Origin of the sequence: Arthrobacter hankyongi (genome assembly GCF_022012395.1) — a bacterium.
Classification (GTDB): domain Bacteria; phylum Actinomycetota; class Actinomycetes; order Actinomycetales; family Micrococcaceae; genus Crystallibacter; species Crystallibacter hankyongi.
In genome coordinates, this window is record NZ_JAKLTQ010000002.1 from 137,274 (window position 1) to 163,156 (window position 25,883).

General features: G+C 66.3%; 22 protein-coding genes. 17 read left to right on the forward strand and 5 right to left on the reverse strand.

What is annotated here, in order from left to right; all coding sequences use genetic code 11:
- The first annotated feature begins 129 nt into the window (after positions 1 to 129).
- Positions 130 to 1,116, forward strand: a complete 987-nt coding sequence (locus tag LVY72_RS04635; protein ID WP_237818304.1) for a class I SAM-dependent methyltransferase — start codon at positions 130 to 132, stop codon at positions 1,114 to 1,116.
- A gap of 96 nt (positions 1,117 to 1,212) precedes the next feature.
- On the forward strand, positions 1,213 to 2,529 hold the full coding sequence (locus LVY72_RS04640; protein WP_237818305.1) for a phosphoribosyltransferase family protein: 1,317 nt from the start codon (positions 1,213 to 1,215) through the stop codon (positions 2,527 to 2,529).
- A 58-nt stretch (positions 2,530 to 2,587) separates the two neighbouring features.
- Here LVY72_RS04640 and LVY72_RS04645 read toward each other — a convergent pair whose 3' ends face one another.
- A complete protein-coding gene (locus LVY72_RS04645; protein ID WP_372463674.1) occupies positions 2,588 to 3,808 on the reverse strand; it encodes a PucR family transcriptional regulator in 1,221 nt (406 codons plus the stop codon).
- 348 nt (positions 3,809 to 4,156) lie between these two features.
- Between LVY72_RS04645 and ald the strand changes: the two genes are divergently transcribed.
- Positions 4,157 to 5,278 (forward strand): alanine dehydrogenase, encoded by a 1,122-nt coding sequence (gene ald / locus LVY72_RS04650; RefSeq protein WP_237818307.1) that lies wholly within the window; start codon positions 4,157 to 4,159, stop codon positions 5,276 to 5,278.
- A 196-nt stretch (positions 5,279 to 5,474) separates the two neighbouring features.
- Here ald and LVY72_RS04655 read toward each other — a convergent pair whose 3' ends face one another.
- Complete coding sequence (locus LVY72_RS04655; RefSeq protein ID WP_237818308.1) at positions 5,475 to 6,008, reverse strand: MarR family winged helix-turn-helix transcriptional regulator; 534 nt, start codon at positions 6,006 to 6,008, stop codon at positions 5,475 to 5,477.
- A gap of 277 nt (positions 6,009 to 6,285) precedes the next feature.
- Between LVY72_RS04655 and LVY72_RS04660 the strand changes: the two genes are divergently transcribed.
- Positions 6,286 to 8,220 (forward strand): AMP-binding protein, encoded by a 1,935-nt coding sequence (locus LVY72_RS04660; protein ID WP_237818309.1) that lies wholly within the window; start codon positions 6,286 to 6,288, stop codon positions 8,218 to 8,220.
- A gap of 4 nt (positions 8,221 to 8,224) precedes the next feature.
- Here the strand turns inward: LVY72_RS04660 and LVY72_RS04665 are convergent, their stop codons facing one another.
- Complete coding sequence (locus LVY72_RS04665) at positions 8,225 to 8,992, reverse strand: FadR/GntR family transcriptional regulator (RefSeq protein ID WP_237818310.1); 768 nt, start codon at positions 8,990 to 8,992, stop codon at positions 8,225 to 8,227.
- A gap of 139 nt (positions 8,993 to 9,131) precedes the next feature.
- On the opposite strand from LVY72_RS04665, the gene LVY72_RS04670 reads away from it, so the two are divergent.
- The 4 genes from LVY72_RS04670 to LVY72_RS04685 all read left to right on the forward strand — a co-directional run bounded on the left by LVY72_RS04670 (position 9,132) and on the right by LVY72_RS04685 (position 13,167).
- Entirely contained in the window at positions 9,132 to 10,298 is a 1,167-nt protein-coding gene (locus LVY72_RS04670; RefSeq protein ID WP_237818311.1) for an acyl-CoA dehydrogenase family protein, read from the forward strand.
- Positions 10,299 to 10,327: 29 nt separating this feature from the next.
- Positions 10,328 to 11,305 carry a hydroxymethylglutaryl-CoA lyase gene (locus LVY72_RS04675; RefSeq protein ID WP_237818312.1) on the forward strand — a complete coding sequence of 326 codons (978 nt, stop codon included), beginning with the start codon at positions 10,328 to 10,330 and terminating at the stop codon, positions 11,303 to 11,305.
- 67 nt (positions 11,306 to 11,372) lie between these two features.
- Complete coding sequence (locus tag LVY72_RS04680) at positions 11,373 to 12,356, forward strand: zinc-binding dehydrogenase (protein WP_237818313.1); 984 nt, start codon at positions 11,373 to 11,375, stop codon at positions 12,354 to 12,356.
- Positions 12,357 to 12,381: 25 nt separating this feature from the next.
- The gene (locus LVY72_RS04685; protein ID WP_237818314.1) at positions 12,382 to 13,167 is read left to right on the forward strand and encodes an enoyl-CoA hydratase/isomerase family protein; all 786 of its coding nucleotides are present in this window, start codon (positions 12,382 to 12,384) and stop codon (positions 13,165 to 13,167) included.
- Positions 13,168 to 13,326: 159 nt separating this feature from the next.
- On the opposite strand, the gene LVY72_RS04690 is transcribed toward LVY72_RS04685, so the two are convergent.
- Positions 13,327 to 13,914: a flavin reductase family protein gene (locus LVY72_RS04690; protein ID WP_237818315.1), complete on the reverse strand. Its 588-nt coding sequence runs from the start codon at positions 13,912 to 13,914 to the stop codon at positions 13,327 to 13,329.
- A gap of 263 nt (positions 13,915 to 14,177) precedes the next feature.
- Between LVY72_RS04690 and LVY72_RS04695 the strand changes: the two genes are divergently transcribed.
- A complete protein-coding gene (locus LVY72_RS04695; RefSeq protein ID WP_237818316.1) occupies positions 14,178 to 14,981 on the forward strand; it encodes an enoyl-CoA hydratase/isomerase family protein in 804 nt (267 codons plus the stop codon).
- Positions 14,978 to 16,612: a class I adenylate-forming enzyme family protein gene (locus LVY72_RS04700; protein ID WP_237818317.1), complete on the forward strand. Its 1,635-nt coding sequence runs from the start codon at positions 14,978 to 14,980 to the stop codon at positions 16,610 to 16,612. The genes LVY72_RS04695 and LVY72_RS04700 overlap by 4 nt, the downstream gene beginning before the upstream one ends.
- A 64-nt stretch (positions 16,613 to 16,676) precedes the next feature.
- On the opposite strand, the gene LVY72_RS04705 is transcribed toward LVY72_RS04700, so the two are convergent.
- On the reverse strand, positions 16,677 to 17,540 hold the full coding sequence (locus tag LVY72_RS04705) for an acyl-CoA thioesterase (RefSeq protein ID WP_237818318.1): 864 nt from the start codon (positions 17,538 to 17,540) through the stop codon (positions 16,677 to 16,679).
- A 229-nt stretch (positions 17,541 to 17,769) separates the two neighbouring features.
- Here LVY72_RS04705 and LVY72_RS04710 point away from each other — a divergent pair, with 229 nt between their 5' ends.
- From LVY72_RS04710 to LVY72_RS04740, 7 genes are all read left to right on the forward strand, one after another.
- Positions 17,770 to 18,663 carry an alpha/beta hydrolase gene (locus tag LVY72_RS04710; RefSeq protein WP_237818319.1) on the forward strand — a complete coding sequence of 298 codons (894 nt, stop codon included), beginning with the start codon at positions 17,770 to 17,772 and terminating at the stop codon, positions 18,661 to 18,663.
- Between the two features lie 51 nt (positions 18,664 to 18,714).
- Complete coding sequence (locus LVY72_RS04715) at positions 18,715 to 20,655, forward strand: flavin-containing monooxygenase (protein ID WP_237818320.1); 1,941 nt, start codon at positions 18,715 to 18,717, stop codon at positions 20,653 to 20,655.
- A gap of 2 nt (positions 20,656 to 20,657) precedes the next feature.
- On the forward strand, positions 20,658 to 21,434 hold the full coding sequence (locus tag LVY72_RS04720) for an SDR family NAD(P)-dependent oxidoreductase (protein ID WP_237818321.1): 777 nt from the start codon (positions 20,658 to 20,660) through the stop codon (positions 21,432 to 21,434).
- Positions 21,435 to 21,562: 128 nt separating this feature from the next.
- A complete protein-coding gene (locus LVY72_RS04725) occupies positions 21,563 to 22,735 on the forward strand; it encodes an acyl-CoA dehydrogenase family protein (RefSeq protein WP_237818322.1) in 1,173 nt (390 codons plus the stop codon).
- Between the two features lie 23 nt (positions 22,736 to 22,758).
- Complete coding sequence (locus LVY72_RS04730) at positions 22,759 to 23,676, forward strand: alpha/beta hydrolase (RefSeq protein WP_237818323.1); 918 nt, start codon at positions 22,759 to 22,761, stop codon at positions 23,674 to 23,676.
- A gap of 27 nt (positions 23,677 to 23,703) precedes the next feature.
- The gene (merB, locus tag LVY72_RS04735; protein ID WP_237818324.1) at positions 23,704 to 24,486 is read left to right on the forward strand and encodes an organomercurial lyase; all 783 of its coding nucleotides are present in this window, start codon (positions 23,704 to 23,706) and stop codon (positions 24,484 to 24,486) included.
- A 177-nt stretch (positions 24,487 to 24,663) separates the two neighbouring features.
- Complete coding sequence (locus tag LVY72_RS04740; protein WP_237818325.1) at positions 24,664 to 25,857, forward strand: ABC transporter substrate-binding protein; 1,194 nt, start codon at positions 24,664 to 24,666, stop codon at positions 25,855 to 25,857.
- The last annotated feature ends 26 nt before the right edge of the window (positions 25,858 to 25,883 follow it).

Genomic DNA, 25,883 nt, shown 5'->3' on the forward strand with positions numbered 1-25,883 from the left:
GCTGTAAACAGGTTGATGCATTCTTGTTTCGTGCCCTCCGTCCGGGCGGAAGGGCCGGTCATCCTTGGCGGCTCCTGTGCTGTACTGGGTCGACCAGCCCGACCTTGCCCAGGGATCACGGAGGCCCGTATGCGCCAGCTCCTTTCCGCAGTTGCCTACCGCATCATCCAGGTGCTGTTGTTTCCGTTCACGTTGGCCGGCTATGTGGTCTTCATGGCGAGGATGTTTTCCTTTAGCCGCAGGACGGGCGCGTCGACCACAGCATTGAGCCCGCTCTACCTGCGGTGGATGCTGCACCGGCTGGGTTCCCGGGCGGACCTGCCATGCGAACGGCTGGTCCTGGCCCTGCCCGCCGTGCCGCATCAGGGGCTTCGCCTGGCCACCGCAGCCACGCTGCTGGCGCACCGGCTGACCGGCTACGTGCCGGCCGGCTACCGGTATCCGTACCGCGCGGCCGTTCCCGCGGCCTATGAGGAGGCGGGCCGGACCACGTTCTTCGATGCTGCCTTGGAGCGCCATCTGGATGCCGTGGACCAGTTTGTCCTGCTCGGTGCCGGCTATGACACCCGGGCCTTCAGGCTGCCGGCCGGAACGGCGGTGAAGTGCTTCGAGGTGGATACCGCCAGGACCCAGGCGGTCAAGCGCCGGGCCCTGGCCGCGGCGGGCATCGAATCCTCCCGCATCACCTTCGTCGAAGCCGATTTCGAACGGGACGACTGGCTTGGCAGGCTGGTGGCGGCCGGCTTCGATCCGGGCAAGCCAAGCTTTTTCCTCTGGGAAGCAGTCACCATGTACCTGGACCGCCGAGCCGTGGAGGCCACCCTGCGCGCCATTGCCGGCACCGCTGCCGGCAGCGTGGTGGCCTTCGACTACTTCACGGCCGAGGGCCTGAAGGAAAAATCGTTCTTCATGGGCGTCGCACGAAGCTCGCTCAAGGCGCTGGGCGAGCCGCTGACCTTCGGCATCGATGCGGTGCCGCCCTCGTGGGGTCCCGTCGCCGCATTCCTGGCGGACCGGGGCTTCGGACTCGAGGAACTGCGTGCTTTTGGACGGACGGCAGGCCGCCCACAGGGCCTGGGTGGCCTGGTCGCCGCGGTCGTCGAAGCCCGCCATTGACATCCCGGGGCCCCGGGAGAAGTATCAGGTGCGGGAACCAGCCAAGGCCGCCGGCCATCCCCGTCCCGGGCGTGCCGTCGGCCGGAAGGACGGCACATGTTCGAAGACCGGGTGGACGCCGGGCGGCAGTTGGCCGCACGGCTGGAGTACCTGCGCGGCCAGGACGTGGTGGTGCTGGGCCTGCCGCGCGGCGGCGTGCCGGTGGCCTACGAGGTGGCACAGTCCTTGGGTAAACAGCTGGACGTGATCGTGGTGCGCAAGCTGGGCGTCCCCTACCAGCCGGAAGTGGCGATGGGTGCCCTCGGGGAGGACGGGGTGCGGGTGCTGGAACCGCGGATCCTGGCCCAGGCCCGGGTGCGGGACGAAGACCTGCAGCAGGTGGAAGAGCGCGAGCGCGGCATCCTGGACACGCGGGTCGAACGGTTCCGGCGGGGCCGGCCGCGGGTACCGTTGCAGGGCCGTACCGCCCTGATTGTGGACGACGGCGTGGCCACCGGGTCGACGGCGCGCGCCGCGTGCCAGGTGGCCCGCCAGCTGGGCGCGGCCAAGGTCATCCTCGCCGTCCCGGTGGCGCCGAAGGAAGCAGCGCGGGAGCTGCAGGGGCCGGACGAGATCGTGTGCCTCAGGACGCCGGCGCACTTTACCGCCGTGGGCGTCCACTACGAGGACTTTTCCCCGACCACCGATGACGAGGTGGTGGTCCTGCTGGACGCCGCGGCCAAACGGGCGGCGGATGGCGACCGGGCCGGCAATGCCGCGGATTTCGACGGCGATGTGGAGATCCCGGTGGGGGGCCGGTCCATTGCCGGGCACCTGTACCTGCCCAAGCCGGCCGACGCCGTCGTGCTGTTTGCCCACGGCAGCGGCAGCAGCCGCTTCAGCCCGCGGAACCGCTACGTCGCCCGTGTCCTGGAGCAGGCGGGGCTGGGCACGCTGCTGCTGGATCTGCTCACCCCGGAGGAAGAACTGGACCGGGCCAACGTGTTCGACATCGGGCTGCTGGCCGGTCGGCTGGCCGAGGCCACCCGCTGGGTGCTGGACCGTCCGGACGCGGCCGGCTGCCGGATCGGCTACTTCGGTGCGAGTACCGGTGCCGCGGCGGCACTGTGGGCGGCCGCCGAGCCCGGTGCGGAGGTGGCCGCCGTCGTCTCCAGGGGCGGCAGGCCGGATCTGGCCGGGGACCGGCTGCCGGCGGTGACCGCGCCGACGCTGCTGATCGTCGGCGGGGCGGACACCTACGTGCTGGAGTTGAACCACCAGGCCCGGGGCAAGCTGCACTGCGAGAGCGAGCTGGCGGTAGTGCCCGGGGCGACGCATCTGTTCGAGGAGCACGGTACCTTGGCCGAGGCAGCAGCACGGGCACGGGACTGGTTCGTCCGGCATCTGCGGACACCGGCGCCCGACGTCGGCTGACCGGGAGCACGATCCGGACTTTTTGCCGGTCCGGGACCGTCTGTTCCGGCCGCCGGGCTCAGATCCGCGGCCGGTTGGCCCAGCGCACCGCCTTCATGGCCAGGTGCAGCTCCAGCCGGATCCCGCCCCGCAGCGGATCCGCCCCGATGATCGAGCGGACCCGGGCCAGCCGGTTGTATACGCTGCTGCGGTGCAGGTGCAGGCGGTTGGCCACATCGGCCACCGAGCCGTCCGTGTCATAGAGCAGCTCCAGGACCGGCAGCAGTTCGCCGTTGCGGTCCTGTTCCTGCAGGTCCTGGAAGTAGACGGATTCGGCCGCGCCCGCGCGCGCAGTGGCGGCGAGGAACTGGTACACCCCGGTGTTGCGGTAGTCCACCAGCGGTCCGATGCCCGGGTCCACCGCCGCGGCCTGCACGGCCGACTTGGACTGGGCATAGGCCGCGGGCAGCCGGCGCAGGTCGGCGAACGGCTCGCTCAGCCCGAGCATGTCCGGCCGTTCCGGATGGCCGCCGCGCAGGGAGATCTCGGCGCCGTAGCGTTTCAGCACCACCTCGTGCTCGGAGTGTCCGGGCAGCTCGCGGAACAGGATGACGGCGTGCAGTTGGGCGCCGGCGCTGAACAGTGCCGGCCGGATGCCCACCGTGGCCTGCAGGGCGGCGACGCGCTGCAGCAGCACGCCCGCCTCCGGGTCCGCCAGCTCGGCCAGGGCCGCGTCCGGGTCCTCGATCCGTTCCATGATGGTGCCCACCACCCACGGCGCGCGGCCGTGCACTTCCGGCCAGCCCGCCACGGCATCCATGGCGTCCGGGTCCCCGGCGCAGGCGGCCAGGAACTGCGTCTCGCGGCGCCGCCGGGCTTCGGACTCGGGGGTGTTGGTGTCCAGCAGCAGCTCGGCCAGCCGGTCGAGCCGGTCCCGGATCCCGGGCAGGGCCCCGAGAATCGCGTCCGGGGATTCCTCCGCCTCGTGGATCACCCACAGGTAGCCCACCCGGAAGCCGCGCACCAGCAGCGGCACGCAGACGCGGCCGAGCATGCCCAGCTGCTCGTTCGCCGGGACCACCACCGGGCGCACGGCCGTGGCGACACCGTGGCTGAGCTGCCAGGCGCTCACGTCCGCGGGGACCTTCTTGCTGAGCAGGAAGTTGACCCGGACCTGGTCGGCGGTGGACTGGTGGCTGCTGTAGGCGAGCAGGACGCCGTCCAGGTCTTCGACCGAGACACCGTGCCCGAGGGCGGTGGCGATCGTTTCCACAGACTCTTCGACGCCGACATCCTTGATGGTCATAGGGTCCGTTCCTCCTGGTCCCAGTGTAGGGAGCCGGACGGACAGCGGGCGACAGTTGACGCGCGGGAAGTCGACATTTGTCGACTATGCCCGGCCCATGGTTTGTGGTAGCCGTCACAGTCGAATGACCGGCTGTCGGAGCAGGGACGGCCGGGGAAATCCGCGCCGTGGCGCGGATCGTGGCCCGCAGCGGGGTACGACGGCGCGGCGGCCGGCCGCGCCCGCGTTCCGCCGTCGTCGTGCCCGGCGCACGAACGACCCCAACGGCCGCCGAAAATCCGGTCTTACAGTTGATTCACCGCCGCTTCCGGCGCCGCATCCACCAGCTTCAGGAGTCTTTTCGTGATCATCGGCGTTCCCAAGGAAATCAAGAACAACGAGTTCCGTGTGGCCATCACGGCCGCCGGGGTGCACGAGCTGCGTGGCCACGGCCACACCGTGCTCATCGAGGCCGGTGCCGGCGTCGGATCCCGCATCCTGGACGACGAGTACGCTGCCGCCGGGGCGGAGATTGTCGCCACCGCGGACGAGGCCTGGGCCCGCGCGGACATGGTGCTGAAGGTCAAGGAGCCCATCGCCGCCGAGTACCGCCACTTCCGCGCCGGCCTGGTGCTGTTCACCTACCTGCACCTGGCCGCCGAGCCGGAGCTGACCCGCGCCCTGCTGGACTCCGGGGTCACCGCGATCGCCTACGAGACCGTGCAGACCGCCAACGGCGCCCTGCCGCTGCTGGCCCCGATGTCCGAGGTGGCCGGCCGGCTCTCCGTGCAGGTCGGCGCCACCGCGCTGACCAAGCCCGCCGGCGGCCCCGGAATTCTCTTGGGGGGAGTTCCGGGCGTGCGTCCGGCCAAGGTCACCGTGCTCGGCGCCGGGGTGGCCGGCACCAACGCCGCGGCCATGGCGCTGGGCCTGGGCGCGGACGTGACCATCCTGGACATCAACATCAACCGGCTGCGCGAGCTGGACGCCCAGTACGCCGGGCGGCTGAAGACCATCGCCTCCAATGCCCTGGAGGTCGAGCGGTCCGTGGTCGAGGCGGACCTGGTCATTGGCTCCGTGCTGATTCCCGGCGCCAAGGCCCCGAAGCTGGTGTCCAACGAGCTGGTGGCCAAGATGAAGCCCGGGTCCGTGCTGGTGGACATCGCCGTGGACCAGGGCGGCTGCTTCGCTGACAGCCGGCCCACCACGCACGAGGACCCGACCTTCACCGTGCACAACTCGCTGTTCTACTGCGTGGCCAACATGCCCGGCGCGGTGCCGAACACCTCCACCTACGCACTGACCAACGTCACGCTGCGCTACGCGGTGGCGCTGGCCAACCTGGGCGTGCAGGCCGCGCTGGCCAAGGACCCGGCCCTGGCCGCCGGCCTGAACACCGCCGGCGGCAAGGTCATGCACCGCTCGGTGGCCGAGGCCTTCGGGCTGGAGCTGGCCGAGGGCCTGCCGGAGTTCGTCAGCGCGTAACGGTTCTTTTTGACTCTTTTCGATGCCGCGGGGCGGACGCCGGATATCCGGTGTCCGCCCCGCGGCATTGCGGCGGCAGCAACGCTGTACGGACGGGCGTGCTTGTTGCCCGGGATGCCGGTGGCCGGCCTCGGGCTCCGCGTCGGGGAGGGGATGCCTCCGTTGTGCCTGGTGTTCCGGTGCCAGGCGTGGCCGTTCAGACCGCCTTGCCCGTGTCTCCGGCGGCCCTCCGCAGTTCGGTGAGGATCTCGCCCAGCTTCCGCAGATTCTCCGGAGCGCCTCCCGCCAGGCCGAAGTCCATGCCGCTCAGGGATTTGGTCGCGCCGCGAACGAGATCCCGTCCGGCAGGGGTGATGGTAACGCAGATGGCCCGGCGGTCGGTCGGATGCGGGCTGCGCTTGAGGAGCTTGCGGGTCTCCAGCCGATCCGTGGCCAGCGTGGCCGTCGTCGCGTGGACCATCAGGCTCCGGGCCAGGCTGCTGATGAGCCGGGTGCCTGAGTCACTGAGTTCGAGTGTCATCAACAGCAGGTAGTCGGTCAGGTTGAGGTCGTGGGCCCGCAACTGGTCTTCCACGGCCGCGACCGCCATCCGGTGGTAGCGAAGGAGGGAGCTGAAAACCAGGAACGGAACCTCGCCGCCCTCCAAGCCATGCTCGCGCCAATAGTGTTGGGCCCATTCCAGGGGGTCCGTAATGACGTCCGGCGTCGGGGCGCTTGTTGCTCGTGGCATGTTTCCTCCTGTGGTGATGCCAGCTTGGGGCGGATTGCCCGCAGATGCGTGATGGTAGGCCGCCGGACACCTCCCGATGACATGGAAGCCTCTCTTAGTCGCACTACAAATAAATGATTACGCTAGCATTCTAGCGCCTGCCGGTGACGTCCGAGAAGGCTCGGCCTTCATGAGGTTGGGAACTCTCTCACTTTTGGTCGTACCTATAGTATGGTATTGCCATTCACGCTGAATGCCCGCTCTCACATCGAGATCGGGACTGCGCAGAGGAGTAGATATGGCCTATATCTGGCACCCCACACGCGAGTATTTGGAGAATTCGAACGTCGCCCGGCTCATGGCCACGCTCAGTGTTTCCACCGCAGACGAGTTGAGGGCACGTTCCGTCGCGGACATCGGCGCGTTCTGGGATGCGGTCGTACAGGATTTGGGCATCTCTTTCACCACCCCGTATTCGCAGGTGCTCGATACTTCCCGCGGCATCGAGCACACTGAATGGTATGTCGACGGCCGCATCAACATCGTTGATGCGGCGCTCACGCGGTGGGCTCGTGAGCGGCCGGATGCGGTAGCGCTCGCCCATGAATCCGAGGACGGCACGGTGACGCGGATGACCTATGGCGAGCTCGCCGGGCAGGTCGCCCGCGTTCGCGGAGGTTTGCGTGCCCGCGGCATCGGCAAGGGTGACGCCGTGGCCCTCTACATGTCGATGACCCCCGCCGCGGTGGTTGCGGCCTATGCGGTCGCCAGCCTGGGTGCCATGCTGGTACCGCTTTTCTCGGGGTTTGCCGCATCGGCCATCGCGTCCAGGGCGCTGGACGCGTGCGCAAAAGCGATTATCACCGTCGATGGAACCGTTCGCCGGGGCAAAGCGCATGACATGCTCGCGCAGGTCCGTGTTGCCAGGTCAGAGTGTCCCAGCGTCGAGTTCGTCGTTGTCGTGGACAATGTCGGCTCGGAAAACCTTGCCCTGGAGGCAGGGGAAGTGGCCTGGAATGAGCTGCTCGCTGCCGACCCTGACGGGCGGGTCGAAGACACGGCAGCCAACGACGTGTTGCTGCTGGCGTACACATCCGGAACCACCGGCAAGCCCAAGGGGGCCGTGCACACCCACGCCGGATTCCTGACGAAGGTGGCCAGCGAGGTGGCGTACGGTTTCGATATCTCGCCGGGCAGGACGTTCTGCTGGGTCACCGACATGGGTTGGATTATGGGTCCGCTCTCCGTGTTCGGGACGCACGCTTGCGGCGGTGCCCTGCTGCTCTATGAAGGCTCGCCCGATATGCCCGACGCCGGCCGGCTGTGGCAGGTCGCGGAGCGTCACCGGGTGTCGATGCTGGGCGTTTCGCCCACTCTGATACGTTCCATCAAGCCCAAAGACGGGTCGAAACCCGCAGGAGACCTCTCTGCTGTCCGGATCCTGGGCTCCACCGGTGAGCCTTGGGACCCCGATTCCTACGAGTGGCTTGCGCGTGACGTTTTCGACGGCCGTGTGCCGATCATCAATTTCTCCGGCGGCACGGAGGTCGGCGGATCCTTCCTGAGCCCGTATCCGGTCGAAGATATTGCGAGCTGTTCGCTCGGCGGCCCTGCGCTGGGCATGGATGTCGATGTCGTCGATGACAACGCCAGAAGCCTGCGCGGAAGCATCGGGGAACTGGTGTGCCGGCAACCCTGGCCGTCGATGACCCGGGGCATCTGGCAGGACGACGAGCGCTACCGCGAGTCCTACTGGTCGACGTTTCCGGGCATCTGGAGGCACGGTGACTACGCGCTGGCCGACGATGAAGGGAACTGGTTCATCCTGGGCCGTTCGGACGATGTCATGAACGTGGCCGGTAAGCGGGTCGCTCCGGCGGAGATCGAGTCGGTTCTCTCGGGTGATCCGGATGTGTCCGAGTCTGCCGTGGTCGGGATCCCCGATCCCAAGAAAGGCGAATCGGTCTGGGCATTTTGGATTGCGCGCGGCAACGTCGGCGACGATGAGGTGGTCGCCGCGCGCCTGCGCCGGGCCGTTGCCGACGAACTCGGCAAGCCGTTCGCCCCGACCCAGGTGGTCCGGGTGGACGAGTTGCCGAAGACCCGCTCGGCCAAGATCCTCCGCCGTGCGATCCGCGCTGCGGTGCTGGAGTCCGACGCCGGCGACCTGTCCGGTGCCGAGAATCCCGGGGCGGTCGATGCGATCCGTGCGACGGTCAGGAGCCTGCGGTGAGGTGTCAGGCTTCCTTGGCCACGCCGATGGACTTTCGATTCTCGAATTCGGCGACGGATTGGCTATAGGTGTGCACGTGGCGGATCATCCGGCGTACCGCTGCCTCTTCGTCTTTGGCGCGGATGGCGTCGATGATCGTCTGGTGGGCGCGCACGGCCGTTTGGCGCACAGTGTCGTCAATGTAGCCCTTGTTGTCCGTGGATTCGTAGATGGCGTGGGACAGGGCGGCCATGAAGCCGGTCAGCAGCTCGTTGTGGCTGGCGGTCGCCACCGCGATGTGCCAGTCGACATTGGACTGAAGGAAGTCTTCGAGCGAACCGGTTTCATTGGACGCGGCAATGGCCCTGTTCGCTGCCTCGATCGTCTCCAGGTCCTGGTCGGTGCGGTACCTTGCGGCAAGCCGCGCGCACGACGGTTCGATGGCTTCACGGGTCTCGATAAGGTCCGCCATGCGGATCTGACGGCCGCGAATCACCAGGCTCACCGAACTGGCGAGGGACTCGCCGCCCGGCCTTTTCGCAAAGGTTCCTCCGGAGCGCCCGGTTCGAATTTCAACGAATCCCTGTGCCTCGAGAACGCGCAGTGCCTCCCGTACCGTCGTGCGGCTCATCCGTGTCTGTGCGACCAGTTCACGCTCCGGGGGCAGTGCCGAACCTTCGGCAAAGTCGCCCGCGACGATCTTGTCCCGCAGGCTTGCTGCCAGGACTTCGGACGCCTTGGGCACATGCAGGGGTGTCAAACGGACTGAAGATCGAGCCGGCTGTTCATTCATTCGAGGGCATTTCCGATCGGTCGTCTCCGTTTTTGGTCGTACCTAAAGTTACCACCTCACGATGCAGCCGGTTTCGGGCCTATGCATTTGGTACGACCTTTGTTATGGTATGAAAAAACTGCTGATGAGGAGCGTGGCCATGGACTTTGAACTCACCGATGACCATCAGACGATCCGTTCTGCCGTGCGCGGCCTTGCGGCCAAGTTCGATGATCAGTACTGGATGGAGAAGGACGAAAACCATGAGTTCCCCGCCGAGTTCTATGGCGCATTTGCCGACGGCGGATGGCTGGGCATGACGATTCCCGAAGAATACGGCGGCCACGGCCTCGGCATCACCGAGGCATCGATCCTGCTCGAGGAAGTCGCTGCATCCGGGGCGGGCATGAACGGTGCGTCGTCGATGCACCTGTCGATCTTCGGCATGCACCCGGTGGTGGTCCATGGTTCCGAGGAGATGAAGCGCGAAAACCTGCCGCGGATCGTCGAGGGGGACCTCCATGTGTGCTTCGGAGTCACCGAGCCAGGCGCAGGACTGGACACCACGCGTATCACGACTTTCGCCAAGCGCGACGGCGATGACTACGTCATTAACGGCCGAAAGGTGTGGATCTCCAAGGCAATGGAGTCGGAAAAGATCCTGCTGCTGACCCGGACGTCGAAGTTCGAGGATTCGGTCAGGAAAACCGACGGCCTCACCCTCTTCCTCACCGATCTTGACCGCGACCACGTCGAGATCCGTCCCATCAGGAAAATGGGCCGGAACGCCGTCACGTCCAACGAATTGTTCATCGACAACCTCCGGGTTCCGGCGGCCCACCGCATCGGCGAAGAGGGCCAAGGGTTCAAGTACATCCTCGACGGACTAAACCCGGAGCGCATGCTCGTCGCCGCGGAAGCCCTCGGCCTGGGCCGTGCGGCACTGCGCCGCGGAGTGGACTACGGCCGGGAACGTGAAGTCTTCGGCCGGCCGATCGGCATGAACCAGGGACTCCAGTTCCCGCTGGCGGATTCCCTGGCGCGGCTGGATGCCGCCGAACTCATCCTGCGCAAGGCAACCTGGCTTTATGACAACGGGCTGCCGTGCGCCAAGGAGGCGAACATGGCCAAATACTTGTGCGCCGACGCCGGCTTCCAGGCGGCGGACCGCGCCCTGCAGACGCACGGCGGCATGGGGTATTCGGAGGAGTACCACGTGGCGCGGTACTTCCGTGAAGCGAGGCTGACGAAAATTGCGCCGTTGAGCCAGGAGATGGTCCTCAACTACCTCGGCGAGCATGTCCTCGGGCTGCCGAGGAGCTACTGAGGAACTTACCCCGAAGGAAAGGGACCCGCATGACAGTGAACAACCAGACGCCGGACGAGACCCGCCGGGTCACGATCCGCGAGGTCGGACCACGGGATGGTTTCCAGAATGAGCCGGAGACCATCGCCACGGCGGACAAGATCCGGCTCATCAACCGGCTCGGCGCGGCCGGATTCAAACGTATCGAGATCGCAAGCTTTGTCCGTCCCGATGTGATTCCGCAGTTGGCCGACGGCGTGGAAGTGCTCAAAGGCATCGATCTACCGAGCGATGTCGACCGGCTCGTGCTCATTCCCAACAGCAAAGGTCTCGACAACGCCCTCGCAGTGAGGGAACTGTTCGATTCCGCGGCTTTGTTCGTCAGTGCGTCCCAGACGCACAATCTGAAGAACATCAACCGGACGGTCCGCGACACGATGGATGACGTCAAGCGCATGGGGCGGCGGATCGTGGCCGAGGGGATCCACTACGCGGCGGTGGTAGCAACCTCGTTCGGCTGTCCCTATGAAGGCGCCGTCGACATGGAGCGGGTCTTCGACCTGGCGGAAGAATTCGTGGACAGCGGGGCGACCGAGATCGGCTTCGGCGACACGACCGGCATGGCCAATCCTGCATACGTTTCACGGTTCTTTGCGCGCGCGGCGCAGCGCCTGCCGGAGGTGGAGCTCACCGCGCACTTCCATAACACCCGCGGCCAGGGTCTCGCCAACGCGTACGCGGCGCTTGAGGCCGGCTGCCGCAGCTTCGAATCGAGTTTCGGCGAGCTGGGCGGCTGCCCGGTGCCCGCCGGATCGACTGGGAACATCGCCACGGAGGACCTGGTGAGCATGTTCCACGAAATGGGCGTCCATACCGGGCTGGACCTGGGCGCCGTCATCGCGGCTGCGCGGGAGGCCCAGCAGACGCTGGGGCGCCGGCTGACGAGCCACAGCATCGTTGCCGGCCCTGTCTTGTGGGAAACCGGCGATCCTGCGGTCACCTGCCTTGACCGGTCCCCTGCGCACTAGCGCGGCGAATGCCCGGGGCACCGGGCGGGTCCACCTCATTCGGATGACTACGTGAAAGGCTCCCGTTATGGAAGCAGCGGTGATGCGCGAGTACGGCGGCCCTTCCGTGCTGGGCCTGGAGCAGCGCCCCGATCCGGCGCCGCGGACCGGCTGGGCCACGGTGCGGCTCCAGGCCAGCGCACTCAATTGGCACGACGTCCTCGTCCGGCGGGGCACCTACAAGTCACCACTGCCACATGTGCCCGGTGCCGACGGCGCCGGCGTGCGTCTGGACACGGGGGAGCCGGTGATGATCCTGCCGTCGCTCGGCTGGGGGCATCGGCAGGCGGCGCCCGGGCCGGACTGGCAGATCCTGGGCGACTTTACGCCGGGAACCTACGCCGAACTGGTCTCTGTCCCCGAGGAATGCCTGTTCCCGCGGCCCGGGGGATACGATGCGCTGCAGGCTGCGGCCTTTCCGCTGGTGGGGGTGACGGCCTACCGGGCGCTCTTCACCCGGGGCCGGCTGACCGCCGGCGAATCGGTGCTCGTCCTCGGCGCCGGGGGAGGGCTCGCGCCGGCCGCCGTAGCCATGGGGGCCGCCCTGGGTGCCTCGATGTTCGTGACCTCGTCGAGCGAGGACAAGATCCAACGGGCGCGCACCCTGGGGGCCGTCGACGGCGTGCTTCATTTCGCGCCGGACTGGGTGGAGCAGGCGCGGACCGCTTCACCGTCGGGGGAAGGGTTCGACGTCGTCGTCGATGCGGTGGGGCGGTGGCAGGAGTCCCTGGCCTGTCTTCGACCCGGGGGACGGCTCGTCGTCCTCGGGGCCTCGGCGAAAACGGAGCAACTGGTCGACGCCCGGCAGTTCTACTTCGGGCAGTACGAGATCATCGGCACCACGATGGGCAGCCCGGCAGACTTCGCCTCCCTCCTCGCTTTTGCCAACGACTACCGGCTGCCGCCGCCCGTCATCGAACGCTCGTTCAGCCTTTCCGACGCCGCAGAGGCCCATGCCTGGCTCGAAGCGGGCCAAGGGTTCGGCAAGATCGTCCTGACCGTAGACGCCTAAGGAACCGAACGTAAAGGAATCCCCGATGCCCGACTCCTTCATTCACTACGACGTCGACCAGCGCGGCATTGCCCGGATTGTGCTCGACGACCCCGGGACGCGCAATGCGCTGAGCGACCCCCTGCTGGACGAACTGGTGGCGCGCCTGGAACAGGCGCAGGGCGACCAGGCGGTCCGTGTCGTCGTTCTCAGCTCTGCCGATTCCAAGGTGTTCTCCAGCGGAGGCAACCTCAAGTCCTTCACCGATGACCGGGCGGTGATCGAGAAGTACGCCGGGCTGGACCGCTTTCCCCGCCTCTACGAGCTGCTCGGTGCGCTCGGCAAGCCGTCGATTCTCGCGGCCAACGGCGACGTGCTGGCCGGCGCCTTCGGACTTGCCCTCGCCTGCGACATGATCGTGGCCCGCCGGGGGGTCCGGTTCGGCTGTCCGGAGATCAACGTGGGCGTTTTTCCGTTCATGATTTCCGCGCTGATCTACCGGAGTGTTCCGAGGGCCAAAGCGAACGAACTCATGATGACCGGCGAGCTTATCTCGGCCGAGGAGGCGCTGGAGCTGCATATTGTCAATACCGTGGCGCCGGAGGACGAATTCGACGCCGTCGTCGACCGCCTCGCGTCGCGGGTTGCCTCGCGTTCACCGCTGCTCATGCAGTTGGGCAAGAATGCGCTGAATGCTACGAAGGACCTCCCCCTGGCCGCTGCCCTCAACACCTTGCGGAGCCAGCTCGCGCTTGCCTTCTCCACGGAAGACATCCGTGAGGGCGTGAGCGCGTTCACCGAGAAGCGCGATCCGAACTGGCAGCGCCGCTGAACCGCGGACGCTGCGGGCCGGCGGGGACTCTCCGATAACGGTGCATCCGGCGGTACCCGGTCGCGGAAAGGGATCGGGACGGCGTTCCGCGCGGGGCTTTGTACCCCGCGCGTTCCGGCCCTGGCGGGCAGTCCCCAACCGGCCGAACGTAACGTTCGCCTAGATCCGGGAGTGTTCGTTGAGCGTGTGCCACGTGCGGTTGTGGTACACGAGCGGACTGTCGGCCCAGGGCGAGTCGTCCTCCGCGCGATCGGCGGTCCCGGACTGCAGGGCCTGCACCGCGATGATCGTGGAGCCGCCGGCGTCCATCGTGTCCACCACCCGGCCGCGGATCCAGGAGGACGCCGACGTGAAGAAGGGCTCGCCGGTGACCAGGCGCGTCCACTTGGAGGTGTCGGCGAAGCGGTCGACGCCGCTGGTGGCGCAAAGCTTGGCGATGTCTATCTGGTCGGCGCTGAGGATGTGGACGACGAGGGTTTCCGCGGCGCGGATGGCCGGTGCGCTGGAGGAGAGTTCCGACACCGAAAAGACGAGCAGCGGGGGGTCGAGGCTCACGGACGTGACCGAGGTTGCCGTGAGGCCCACGGGACCATCCTGGGAGTCGGCTGTAATCACAGCAACACCGCTTGCGTAGTTGCGGAAGGCTTCACGGAACTCCTCGGCCGTGACGCCGGTGGCGAAGCGGTCGTCGGCCGGCGGCTCCTGGAAGTCCAGTTCTGCGGAGGGGCGGTGTGCCTGTGGCGTCATGGTTTTACTCCATTGATATAAAGATGATTCCTAGACAATATTAGGGATCGGCGGCGGTGGCGACAAGGGGTGCTTCCGGCGGAAAGTCCGGCGGCGCCTCGTTTCGATGGGCGTGCTGGACCGGCCGGGCCGCTCTTGCTAGGATCTGCGTGACACAAGTTTTTGTCTAGTTATAGACAATATGCTTAACGACTATTGAAGCGTTGGGCCCGGACAGCGGGCGCGGTCTGCGCAATGAGGCGGAGCTAATGACAAACTTTGAAGTGCTGGAAACCCACACCGGCTATGAGGCATTGGCCGTACATGTCGATGGGTATGTCGCGGAAGTGCGAATGAACCGGCCGGAACTGCAGAACCGGTTCGATCATGCGCTGCACCGCGAACTGGCCCAGGTGATCGAAGGGCTCAGCCGCGACGAATCGGTCCGGGCGGTGCTGTGGACCGCCGAGGGGAAGCACTTTTCCGCAGGCGGCGACATGGATTCCATCCTGGCCGGAAATGCGGACTTTCCCCAACTCATGAACCAGATCGACGAAGGCCGGCGGCTGTACCGGGCCTTCGCCGACCTGACCAAACCGCTGATTGTAGCGTTGCAGGGACACACCTTTGGCGTGGCCACCAGCCTTATCCTCACGGCCGATGCGGTCGTCACCATGCCGACGGTGCGGATCTCCGACCCGCATGTCCACATGGGCCTTGTCGCCGGTGACGGGGGAGCCGTGGGCTGGCCTGCAAACCTAGCGTTCGTGCGGGCCAAGCGGCACCTGCTCTGGGGCGAGCCGATCAGCGGCGCGGATGCCTATCAGTTCGGCATGGTTACCGAACTGGCCCAGACGCCCGAAGAGGTCGTTGAGACCGCCTGGGACCTGGCGCGCCGTGTGAGCTCGCTGCCGCCGGTGGCCGTCCAGCTCACCAAGCGTGCGCTCAACAAGCAGTTCCACGCCCGCATCGACGACGTGTTCGATACGGCGTTCTACCTAGAGGCGCTCAGCGCCACCACCAATGACGTCCGCGAGGCGGTCGCGGCATTCCGCGAGAAGCGTACCGGGGAATGGAGTGGAAAATGACAGAGACAGTACGGCACGCGGACCCGTCGGCGCCGGCCGTGAGGTGGGGCACGGAAACCGTCGAGGAAGCGTACCTCGGACATCCGGGCCGGCAGTACCGTGACCGCCCCCGGTCGGTGCTCCAGATGCTGGATACGGTGCCGCAGTGGGCGGAACGCGCGTTCATCGTGCAAGGCGAGCGGCGGATCAGGTACGGGACCTTCCTCGCCGCCGTGGACGAAGGTGCGGCCATACTGGAACGCAACGGCGTCGTGCCCGGTTCACGGGTCCTCCTCTTCGCGTACAACTCGCCGGAATTCGTGCTCGCGGTCTGGGCGATCTGGCGCGCCGGCGGCGTCCCGGTCATGGGCAACCGGTGGTGGAGCCAGGCGGAAATCGACAACGCCATGGCCCTCACGCATCCCGTGGTGGCCCTCACGGATTTCGCCGGCCTCGAAGCCGGCGCCGCCCGCCGGGTCATGTTGAGCGAACTGTCGCCCGCGTTCGACGCCGCCCCGGGCGTCCCGGGGCACCGTTCCGAACGGCACGAGGGCGGCGAGGATGACGTCGCGCTCGTGATCTTCACCTCCGGCAGCACCGGCGTGCCGAAGGCCGTGTCACTGTCACAGCGCTCGGTCATCGCCAACCAGCACAACCTCCTGCTGCGTTCGCGGCAGCTGCCCCAGGACCTGGACCCGGAGGCGCCGCAGACGGTCTCGCTGGTGTGCACCCCGCTGTTCCATGTGGGCGGCGTGTCGAACCTCATCACGCAGCCCATTATCGGCGGCCGGCTTGTGCTCAACGAGGGGAAATTCGACCCGGTCCAGGTACTGCAGATCATCGAGCGGGAGGGTGTCCACCGGTGGGGCGGTGTTCCCACGATGGCCGGCCGGGTCCTCGAGCATCCCGACCTGGAGAAGTACGACCTGTCGAGCCTGAGGTCCTTCCCGCTCGGCGGCGCCCCATTGTCGCCACAACTGCTCGACCGGCTGCGCAGCAAGCTGCCCCAGCTCGAGCGCCGCGGCCTCGCCAACACCTGGGGCATGACGGAATCCGGGGGGTTCATCACCGTTGCTGGTAACCGTGACCTTGCGCAGCGGCCGGGCACCGTGGGATCGCCCTACCCGATTGCCGAACTGCGCATCGACAACCCGGACGAGCATGGTGTCGGCGAGATCCTGGTGCGCTGTCCCACGGTCATGACCGGCTACGTGGGCCTCGAGGACGACGCCACGGTCGACGGCGACGGCTGGCTGCACACCGGCGACCTGGGCCATCTCGACGAGGACGGATTCCTGTACCTTGACGGGCGCTCGAAGGACATTGTCATCCGCGGCGGCGAGAATATCGCCTGCCGGCATGTCGAACAGGCCCTGCTGGAACATCCCGATGTCTACGATGTGGCGGTTGTGGGCGTTCCCCACGCCGACCTCGGCGAGGAAGTTGCTGCGGTGGTGGTCCTTCGCGCCGGGGCAGAGCCCACATCGGAGATGCTCCGTGACTTCGTCAAGCCGCGCCTGGCCTACTTCGAGGTGCCCTCGAGGTGGTTCCTGCAGCGTGATGAGCTGCCGACGCTCCCGGGCGAGAAGGTGGACAAGCGGACCATCCGGGCCGAACTCGAGGCCAGGCTCGGCGGGGGCAGCGCCCGCTGAGCTGCGGCATGCCGAGTCCCCGGGGCGCCCGGGCGGGACCACCCCGTCCGGGCGCCCCGAGGCATTACCGGGGACCCCGGATCATGGCCTGCTGGGCCACGCTCGCCAGGAGTTTGCCGTCGCGCGAATACATGTGGGCAAATGTGAGGCCGCGCGCCGCGTTGGCGGCCGGTGAGACCAAGTCGTAGAGCACCCATTCGTCAGCGCGTCCGAACCGGTGCCACCAGATCGCATGGTCAAGACTGGCGGTACTCAGGCTCGTGTCGAGGTACGTCAGTCCGTGGCGGCCGAAAATGGGATCGAGTATGGCGTAGTCGCTCGCGTATGCCAGGGCCGCGCGATGTACGGTCTCGTCGTCGGGCAGCGGTCCGGTCGTCCTGAACCACACTGACTGGTGCGCCACAGGCTCCTCCGCGGGGGCGACGTACACCGGGTGCCGCACGTGCCGGACATCAAAGGGCCGGCCATTGGCCCACCAGCGGGGGAGCGGATCCTCGTGGCCCTGCATAATATCCGCAGTCGTGGGCAGCGATTCCGGGTCCGGGATACCGTTTGGCATCTCGGGCTGATGCTCGATGCCCACGTCCTCCCGTTGGAACGACGAGATCATCGAAAAGATGGGCGTCCCGTTCTGGCTGGCCTGGGTCCGCCGGGAAGCGAAGGAGCGGCCGTCGTTGATGTGTTCGACGTCGTACCTCACCGGGAGATCGGTATTTCCGGGGCGCAGGAAGTAGCCGTGCATGGAGTGGATCGGGCGGTCCGCAGCGGCCGTCCTGCTCGCGGCGATGACGGCCTGGGCCAGCACCTGTCCGCCAAAGATCCGGCCCCGGGGAGTGTATTCGGACTGCCCAAGGAAGCCGGATTCCGGGGCGTCGTGGCTCGGCACGAGATTGAGTGTGTCGAGGAAGCGGGAGTGGGGATCAAGCACTGTGGCTCCGTTCGGTTAGGTGCTGCAGGGGCATCGGTTCGCGAGTCCGCCGGGTGTCCGGGACAGCTGTCAATAATCTATTAATCAACTATTACGCACCAGAGTATCCCGTCATGTGCCGCCTGCGTGTGGTGCGGAACACTTTTCTTGGTGAAAGTGGTTGATTTTTAGATAGTCCACTTCTAGAGTAAAAGCCTGAGCCGCGGAGTTCCCCATGCGGCGCCGATCAATGAGGACTGTCACAGTGGATGCAATCGTCGAATCCGCAATTTCCCAATTGCGGTCGCAGCTCGCCGGGAACCCTGCCGCCGGCCGTGAAGCGGTGGCGGCCTTCATGAATGCCTGGCCGGCTCCGCAGGGCCTCCTGCGCGGCACGCAGCGCCCCGACGGGATCAATGATTGGCATACCGTCCTGTCCGGCCGGGTCGAGCCGCAGCGACGCATCGTCCACGTCCATGGTGGCGGTTTTACCAGCGGCTCGGGAGCGTCCTACGGTGCGTTCCTGGGCGCGCTCGCCCAGGATGCGGAGGCCGAAGTCATTTCCTGCGACTACCGGCTGGCTCCGGAGCACCCGTTCCCGGCAGGTCTTAACGACGTGCACGCCGCATTTGAACGGCTTATTACCGACCAGGACGCCGCAACCACCGCAGTCGTGGCGGACTCTGCGGGCTCGGCCCTGGTACTTGCCGCAGTTTCACGCCTGCCGCTGGTGCGGCGCCCGGCGGCCCTGGTGTTTTTCTCCCCGCTGGTCGATTTGGCCACCGAGGGAGGTTCCTACGACGAAAACGCGGACGGCGATGCGTTGTTTTCGCTGGAGCAGCTTCGGGGGGTGCGCAAGGCGTATGCCAGGGGCGCCAGCCTGCAGGACCCCGAACTCTCGCCTCTCTTCGGGCCCTTGGCTGGAATGCCGCCCACGTTGATTTTCGCGAGCACATCGGAGGTGCTCCGCGACAACGCGGTCCGCCTGCACGAGGCGCTTGTGCGGGCCGGCGGGCACAGCGACCTGCGGCTCGTGCCCGGCGTGCCGCACGCCTGGCCGGTTTTCGGTCCTTCCGTTTCAGAGTCCGCGGACGCACTGGCCCAAGCCAGCGAATTTCTTGTGACTGCCACGCCGGCTCCGTGACCCGGCCGGCCACTATCGATTCTTCACCTACCACCCAACAAGCGAGGATCAATGAGTGTAAACATCGACCTGGCGGCGCGCCAGGAGATCGACATCGAGCGGCTGGATGGTGCCTTGGCCGTCGCGAACCTGCCGTCCCTGGTCATGGTGCTGTTCCAGTTGACCGGTGACGAGCGCTGGATCAGGGACCCGTACCGCCCTACGAAGCCGAAGGGCATGAGCGACCACGATTCCGGCGGATTCAGTGACGAAGTGCAGCAGCAGATCCGTGCGGCGGTCCGCGAAGCGATCCTCGAGTGGGCGCAGGGAGCGCCGATCGCTGTTCCCACGCCGACGGGCAGCTTGCTGCGCGAACTCATGACGATCTGCGTCAACGAAGAGGTGCCCGACAGCTACGAGCCGATGATCGCCGAGCAGATGGGCTTCGCGGACCCGATCCGGATTCCCGATGTGTCGAATGGCGGCACGACGCCGGTCGACTTCTCCGTGGTCATCATCGGTGCGGGCATTTCCGGCCTGCTCGCTTCCCTGCGCCTGCGCGAGGCCGGTGTGCCGAACGTCGTGTTCGAGCGTGAATCCGACATCGGCGGTGTGTGGCGCACCAACCGGTACCCGGGGGCCGGCGTCGACACCCCGAGCCACCTCTACTCGTTCTCCTTCTACCGCCGCAACTGGTCGCGCTACTACGGCAAGCGCGACGAGGTCATCGAATATCTCGAGGATTTCACGGACCATTTCAACCTGCGCCCGGGGATCCGCTTCAACACCCGCGTCATCAGCGCGGTGTACGACGAGGCGTCGCAGAAATGGACGGTGACCGTCGAGAATCCCGATGGGTCGGTCGAATCCGTGGTGGCCAACGCGGTGATCAGCGCGGTGGGCATTTTCAGCGAGCCCAATGTCCCCGACATCCCCGGTGCGGAATCATTCAATGGTCCGGTGTTCCACTCGTCCTACTGGCCGGCAGACCTGGACGTCGAGGGCAAGCGGGTCGCGGTAATCGGCTCCGGGGCAAGCGCGATGCAGATCGTTCCGGCGATCGTCGGCAAGCCGTCGCAGATCACGATCTTCCAGCGGACACCGCAGTGGGCAGCGCCTGCCAACAAGTACTTCGAGCATGTCGACGACGATGTGCGCTGGCTGATGGACACCGTGCCGTTCTACCAGGACTGGTACAGGTTCCGGCTCGCGTGGATGTTCAACGACAAGGTCCAGCCGACCCTGTTCCGCGACCCGGAGTGGGAACACCCGGACCGGTCGCTTAACGCGGCGAACGACCGCCACCGCGCCTCGCTGACCAAGTACATCCTAGGCAAGCTCGAAGGGCGGGAGGACCTGCAGGCCATCGCCGTCCCCGACTACCCGCCGTACGGCAAGCGCATGCTCATCGACAACGGCTGGTTCGACGCCATCAAGCGTCCCGACGTGGAGATCATCCCCAGTTCGGCGGCGCGGATCACGGAGACCGGTGTCGTTTCTGCTTCCGGCGAGGAACGCGAGGCCGACATCATCGTGCTGTCCACCGGATTCCACAGCGGCCGCTTCCTGCTGCCGCTCGAGGTCAGGGGCAGGGCAGGGGAGTCGCTGCGCGAAACTTGGGAGGACGACAACGCCCGGGCATTCCAGGGAATCGCGGCCCCATCCTTCCCCAACCTCTTCTTCCTCTACGGCCCCAACACGAACGGCTCCGGCGGCAGCTTCCTCTACCTCGGCGAGTCCCAGGTCGGCCATGTCGTGTCGCTGATTACCTCGATGATCTCGCAGGGCAAGGCGGCGGTCGAGCCCCGGCGCGACCGCTACGAGGAGTACAACGCCAGGATCGATGACCTGCTCGGCCAGATGGTGTGGTCGCACCAAGGCGTGGACACGTACTACCGCAATTCGAAGGGACGGGTAGTGACGAACATGCCGTGGTCGGTGGTCGAGTACTGGAGCCTCATGCGGGAACCGGACCTGGACAACTTCGTATTTGAAGACAAGAAGGGTGCGTAGCCATGACACAGCAGCGACGGTTCGAGGGTAAGACTGTCCTCGTCACCGGATCCGCCGGGCCCGGCCTCGGCTTCTCCACGGTCAAACTCTTTGCCGAGGAAGGGGCGCACGTGGCCATCTCCGACCGCAGCGCACGCCGCGTCAAGGAGGCCGCGGAGCGAATCCGGACGGAGGTCGATGGGCTCGCCGGCGTCACGGAAATCACCCTCGACGTGACTGACGAGGAAAGCGTCCGGGAGGGTGTGGCGGGGATCGTGGCCGAAACGGGTTCGATCGACGTGCTGGTCAACAATGCCGCCTTCGCCGAGCAGGCCGCCCTGGTGGACATGAGTCTCGAGAGTTGGCAGCGCGTGCTGAATGTGGGCCTCACCGGTCCGTTCCTCATGATGCGGGCGTGCCTGCCGCACATGTATGCCCAGGGAAGCGGTTCGGTAGTCAACGTATCCTCGATTGAGGCGTGGGCGGCTGCCGACCCCCACATCGGATCCTACGTCGCGGCGAAGTCGGGACTGCTCGGCCTGACGCGGGTCGGTGCCGCCGAGGCGGGACCCCATGGTGTACGCGTCAATGCGGTTGCGCCGGGCCTGATGGTGAACAAGGCCGTCGAGGAACTCTTCGATAAGGACGCGCTTGCCGACATCGTGGCGCGCACCCCGCTGGGGCGTGCCGGCGGGCCGGACGAAGTCGCCCGAACCATTCTCTATCTCGCCAGCGAGGATGCCGCCTTCGTGACCGGAGACGTGCTCACGGTCGCCGGGGGCCTCTACTACCACGCGTAGGCGTTCCGGGCCGGAGTACCCGCCGTCCGAAAATACTCTATTGAAAAGTATTTTAGTCGAAGATAATCTAGCTCCACCTCCCAATGGGGAAGGCAGGAAGCCCCTGCAACGATGCAAGGAGATCAACCGTGACACAGTCGCAAATCCTCGAAGAAACCGCGCCCGGTACCGATCCGGATTCCGGGACGGACTTCGTCGAACGCGCCCGGGCGCTGGCCCCGCTCATCGAGAGCGAAGCGGCAGCCGCCGAAGCGCAGGGCAAAATCACCGAAAAGGTTGTTGAGGCCCTGAAGGACTCGGGCCTGATGTGGATGCTCGTGCCGACGGAATACGGCGGCGGCCTCAACACGGCCCAGGCCACCGAGGTCATCGAGGAAGTATCGCGGGCGGACGGGTCGACGGGCTGGGTGCTCATGGCCAATTCGTTCGGCAACGCCGTGATTTCAGGCTTCCTGCCGGAGGGAGGATCGCGGGACCTGTATGCCGGCCCGGACAAGGCGATCATCGCGGGAATGGGCGCCCCGGTCGGTAAGGCGGTTGCCACCGACGGTGGATACATCGTCCAAGGCAAGTACCGTTTTGGCAGCGGCAGCCACCATGCGACCCATATCGGCTTTGGACTCACCCTCGTCAACGAGCAGGGCGAGGCTCTCGATTACCTGCAGGCCGTGGTTCCCCGCGAGCAGGTGGTGTTCAAGGGCGGCTGGGATGTCACCGGCTTCGTTGCCACCGGCAGCCAGGACTTCGAGATCCCGGAGCAGTTCGTTGACGCGAAGTACGTGTTCAGCCTCCAGGGCGCGGCGGTGCAAAAGCATGCCCCATTTGCAACGGGTGTCGTGATCGGCATCCTGGGGCACGCCGGCGTCGCGCTCGGCCTGACCGCTCGGGCGCTCCAGGAAGTTGCGGGATCGAGCCGTCAGCGCTTCCGCGGCGGCTACCCGACGCCGGTCGACCAGTACCCGGTCTTCCTCTCGGAATTCGCCAAGATCGAGGCCGAGTACCAGGCGGCGCGGGCCTACACGCTTGAGACGTTCGCCAAGATCGACGAATACGCCGTGCGCGAGGGTGCACCCTCCGAGGAGCTGGTGGCCAGGGCCCGCCAGGCCACCACCTGGACTCACGACGTCCTTGAGCGCGTCATTTCCAAGGCCCGCCTCTGGTCCGGCAGCGACGCGTTCCGGAACCCCAGCGGCATCGGCCGTGCGGTGCGCGACGCCGGCGTTGTGACACAGCACATCTTCATCGACCCGATCACGTATGTCGAAGCGGCTCCGGCGCTGCTTCGGTCGTGGCAGCGCTAACCAATACCGAGAGGAACCTTGACATGACTGAGACACGGACCGAAGCGGCGACCGCGCAGAAGCTCGGCGACCTCTACCGGTATTGGGCCCGGCGCCAGACGCCGGGGGACGATCCCGGGATGGACCTGCTGCGCGACCTCTACGACGGGTGGGGGCAGTTTGCCACCGAAGCCGAGGACGTGAGCTTCAAGACGGTGGACGAGGACGGCATCCGGGGAATCTGGGCCAAGCCCGGACCGCACCGGCCGGGAGCAATCCTCTACCTGCACGGGGGTGGCTACATCGGCGGCAGCGCGAACGGGCACCGCAAGCTGGCTGCGCATATCGCCAAGGCGGCCGGGCTGCCGGTGTTCGTGCTGGACTACCGGCTGGCCCCCGAGCACCCCTACCCGGCCGCCCTGGAGGACTCGCTGGCCGCCTACGAGTGGATCCTGGCCAAGGGCGCCCCGGCCGAACGGGTGGCGATCGTGGGCGATTCGGCCGGCGGGGCCCTGGCCACCGCCGTGGCCCTGCACCGACGGGACGCGGGCCTGCCCCTGCCCGGGGCGATTGCCACCATGTCCCCGTTCTATGACATTGCTGCCACCGGACGGACGTTCGAGACCAATGCCGGCAAGGATGCGATCGCGGACCGGTCCGGCATCGACGGGCTGCATGCCCTGATCCTGGGCGAAGGAGTCACGGTCGACAACCCGTACCTCAATGCGCTGAAGTCCGACCCTGCGGGCCTGCCCCCGGTACACATCGCCTTCGGCGGCGACGAGACGCTGCTGTCGGGCGGTGAGGACTTCGCCGAGCTTGCCCGGGGCAAGGGTGTCGAGGTTGAGCTCGAGGTCTACGAGGGACAGCAGCACGTCTTCCAGGTCCTGGCCGGAGCCGACCCCGACGCCGACGACTCGATCGCCAAGATCGGCACCTTTATCAAGCGCCACATCCAGTAAGTTCCTCCAGCCGAAGGCGGACAATCCATGCACACGTTCCATTGCGCCTACGGCGAGTATCCGCCGCAGGGCGCCGAAGAGTTCGAATACACCGAGACCACGAAGCGGGTGCGCCGTTTCTTCGAGGACTTCATCCCGGAGCAGGGCCGCGCGCCCGGCATCCCGGAGATCATGAAAGCCCTCGACCTCGATCAGCAGGAAACCTGGGACGCCCTTTACCAGCTGCACCTCGGCGTCCAGATCATGTTCGTCCCGGGTACCGAGAATATTGTGAAGATGCCACCGGTCAGCTTCGTCCCCACGCGGCACCGGGCCAAGCTCGAGGACGGACGGGAGTTCTGGGCCGGTTGCGCCGGCGAAGCCAGCGCGTTCCACTTCCGGTTCCCGGGCCAGGTGACCACGATCGAATCCATGTGTCCCGACTGCTGGGAGCCCATCGTGACGAAGTGGAAGGATGGCGAACTGCTGTCGGTGGAACCGGAGACCGCCCTGATCCACATCGGGCGTCACCCCGGCGAGTGGGGCGACCAGATGATGCTGACCTGCGAGAACATCAATTTCTTCCGGTCGCCGGAGCATGTGAAAGTGTGGGAGGAAAAGATGCCGGAGAAGCGCGGCATCACGCTCCCGGTCGACAAGGCCGTCGAATGGGTCGAAGGCGAGGCGCGCGTCCGCTACTGGGACTATGACCGTCCTCCGGGGCTGGTGGGGGCCAACAGCCTCGCCGGTTCAACGGTCGAGCATTTCAGGGCCCTCGGAGCCGATGTGACCTATTGGGAGGAACTGCTGGCCGCGCAGTCCGCGCAGTAGCGCGAGCCCTGGCCCATGGGTGGCCGGCCATGGCCCTGCATGGTGCGGCCACCCTTTTTATGCCCGATAAATAGTTTTGACATAAATCATTGTGTATAAGACTAATTGGGGTTAGCGTATTCATCGCACACCGTCCTGCAGTTCAGAGCCGCAGGCGGTCCAGCAGAGGAGAAATCAATGAAGATCACTCGCCTACTTGCCGCAGGCGCTATGTCCGCCATTGCGGCCCTGGCTCTCGCGGCCTGTTCGAGCGGGAGCGCCGGATCCGATGCCGCGGAAGCCAGCGATCCCTTCCGGGTCGTGGCGATCCTGCCCATGACCGGGCCGCTCTCGAAGCAGTCGGAAGTCCAGGTCAATGGCCTCAAGGCATCTGCCAAGATCGTGAACGCGGACGGCGGCATTGGCGGCCGCGACGTCGAGGTCAAGGTCCTCGATTCAAAGCTCGATCCCACCGAAGCCGTGACGCTCCTCCAAGAGGAGATCAACTCAGACACCCCGCCCGACTACGTGTGGGCCGGGGCCACGAGCAACGAAGCCTTGGCGATGCTGCCGGCACTCTCAAGCGCGGGAATCCTCTCCGGCAGCACAGCGGCCGATATCAAGATCAACAATCCGGAACTTTACCCCTATCACTTCGGGATGCAGTCGGCGAACAACCAGAACTACCAGGCGTTTGTCGACTACGCGAAGAACAAGGGCTTCAAGAAGGTCGGCTTCATTTCCGCCAATGATGCCTTGGGCACCTACAACCATTCAGCCATCACCGAAATGCTGGCCAACACCGGAATCGAGCTCGTCACGCAGTCGTACGACACCACCGCGACCGATCTGACCGCGCCGATGGACGCGCTCAAGGCGGCCGACCCCGACGTGCTCTTCGCATCGTCCTACGGATCCGGCGTCGGCTACATCTTCGACGCCCGCCAGAAGCTGGACTGGGACGTGCCCGTGGTCGGGGATAACGCCGTGGGTGGTTCGAACCCTGCCGCGATCGTGGCACCGGAGGCGCTGAAAGGTGTTCAGCTCCTGAGCCCTCTGGTTTCCGCAACGGCCCACAAGGACGAATGGCTCCCCGACACCCAGAAGATGATCGACGCGATCAGCGCCGAGGGGGACATCAGCCAGATCGTGACTCAGGCATCCCTGCCGTACGACGCCCTCCAGCTGCTGGCACTGGCGGCCAAGCAGGCAAGTGCAACAGACGCGGACGCGCTCAAGGGGGCGCTGGAAGGTCTGAAGACCCCCGACCACGTGACCTGGACCTCCTACCCGGCCTACGGCTTCTCTCCGGAGAACCACTTCCCGAAGATCGAATCCGGGTACATCGTCTTCACCGGGGCCACCAAACTCGTCAACGGCCAGTTCCAGTAGCCGATCCGGGTGGCCGCGGACCTGGC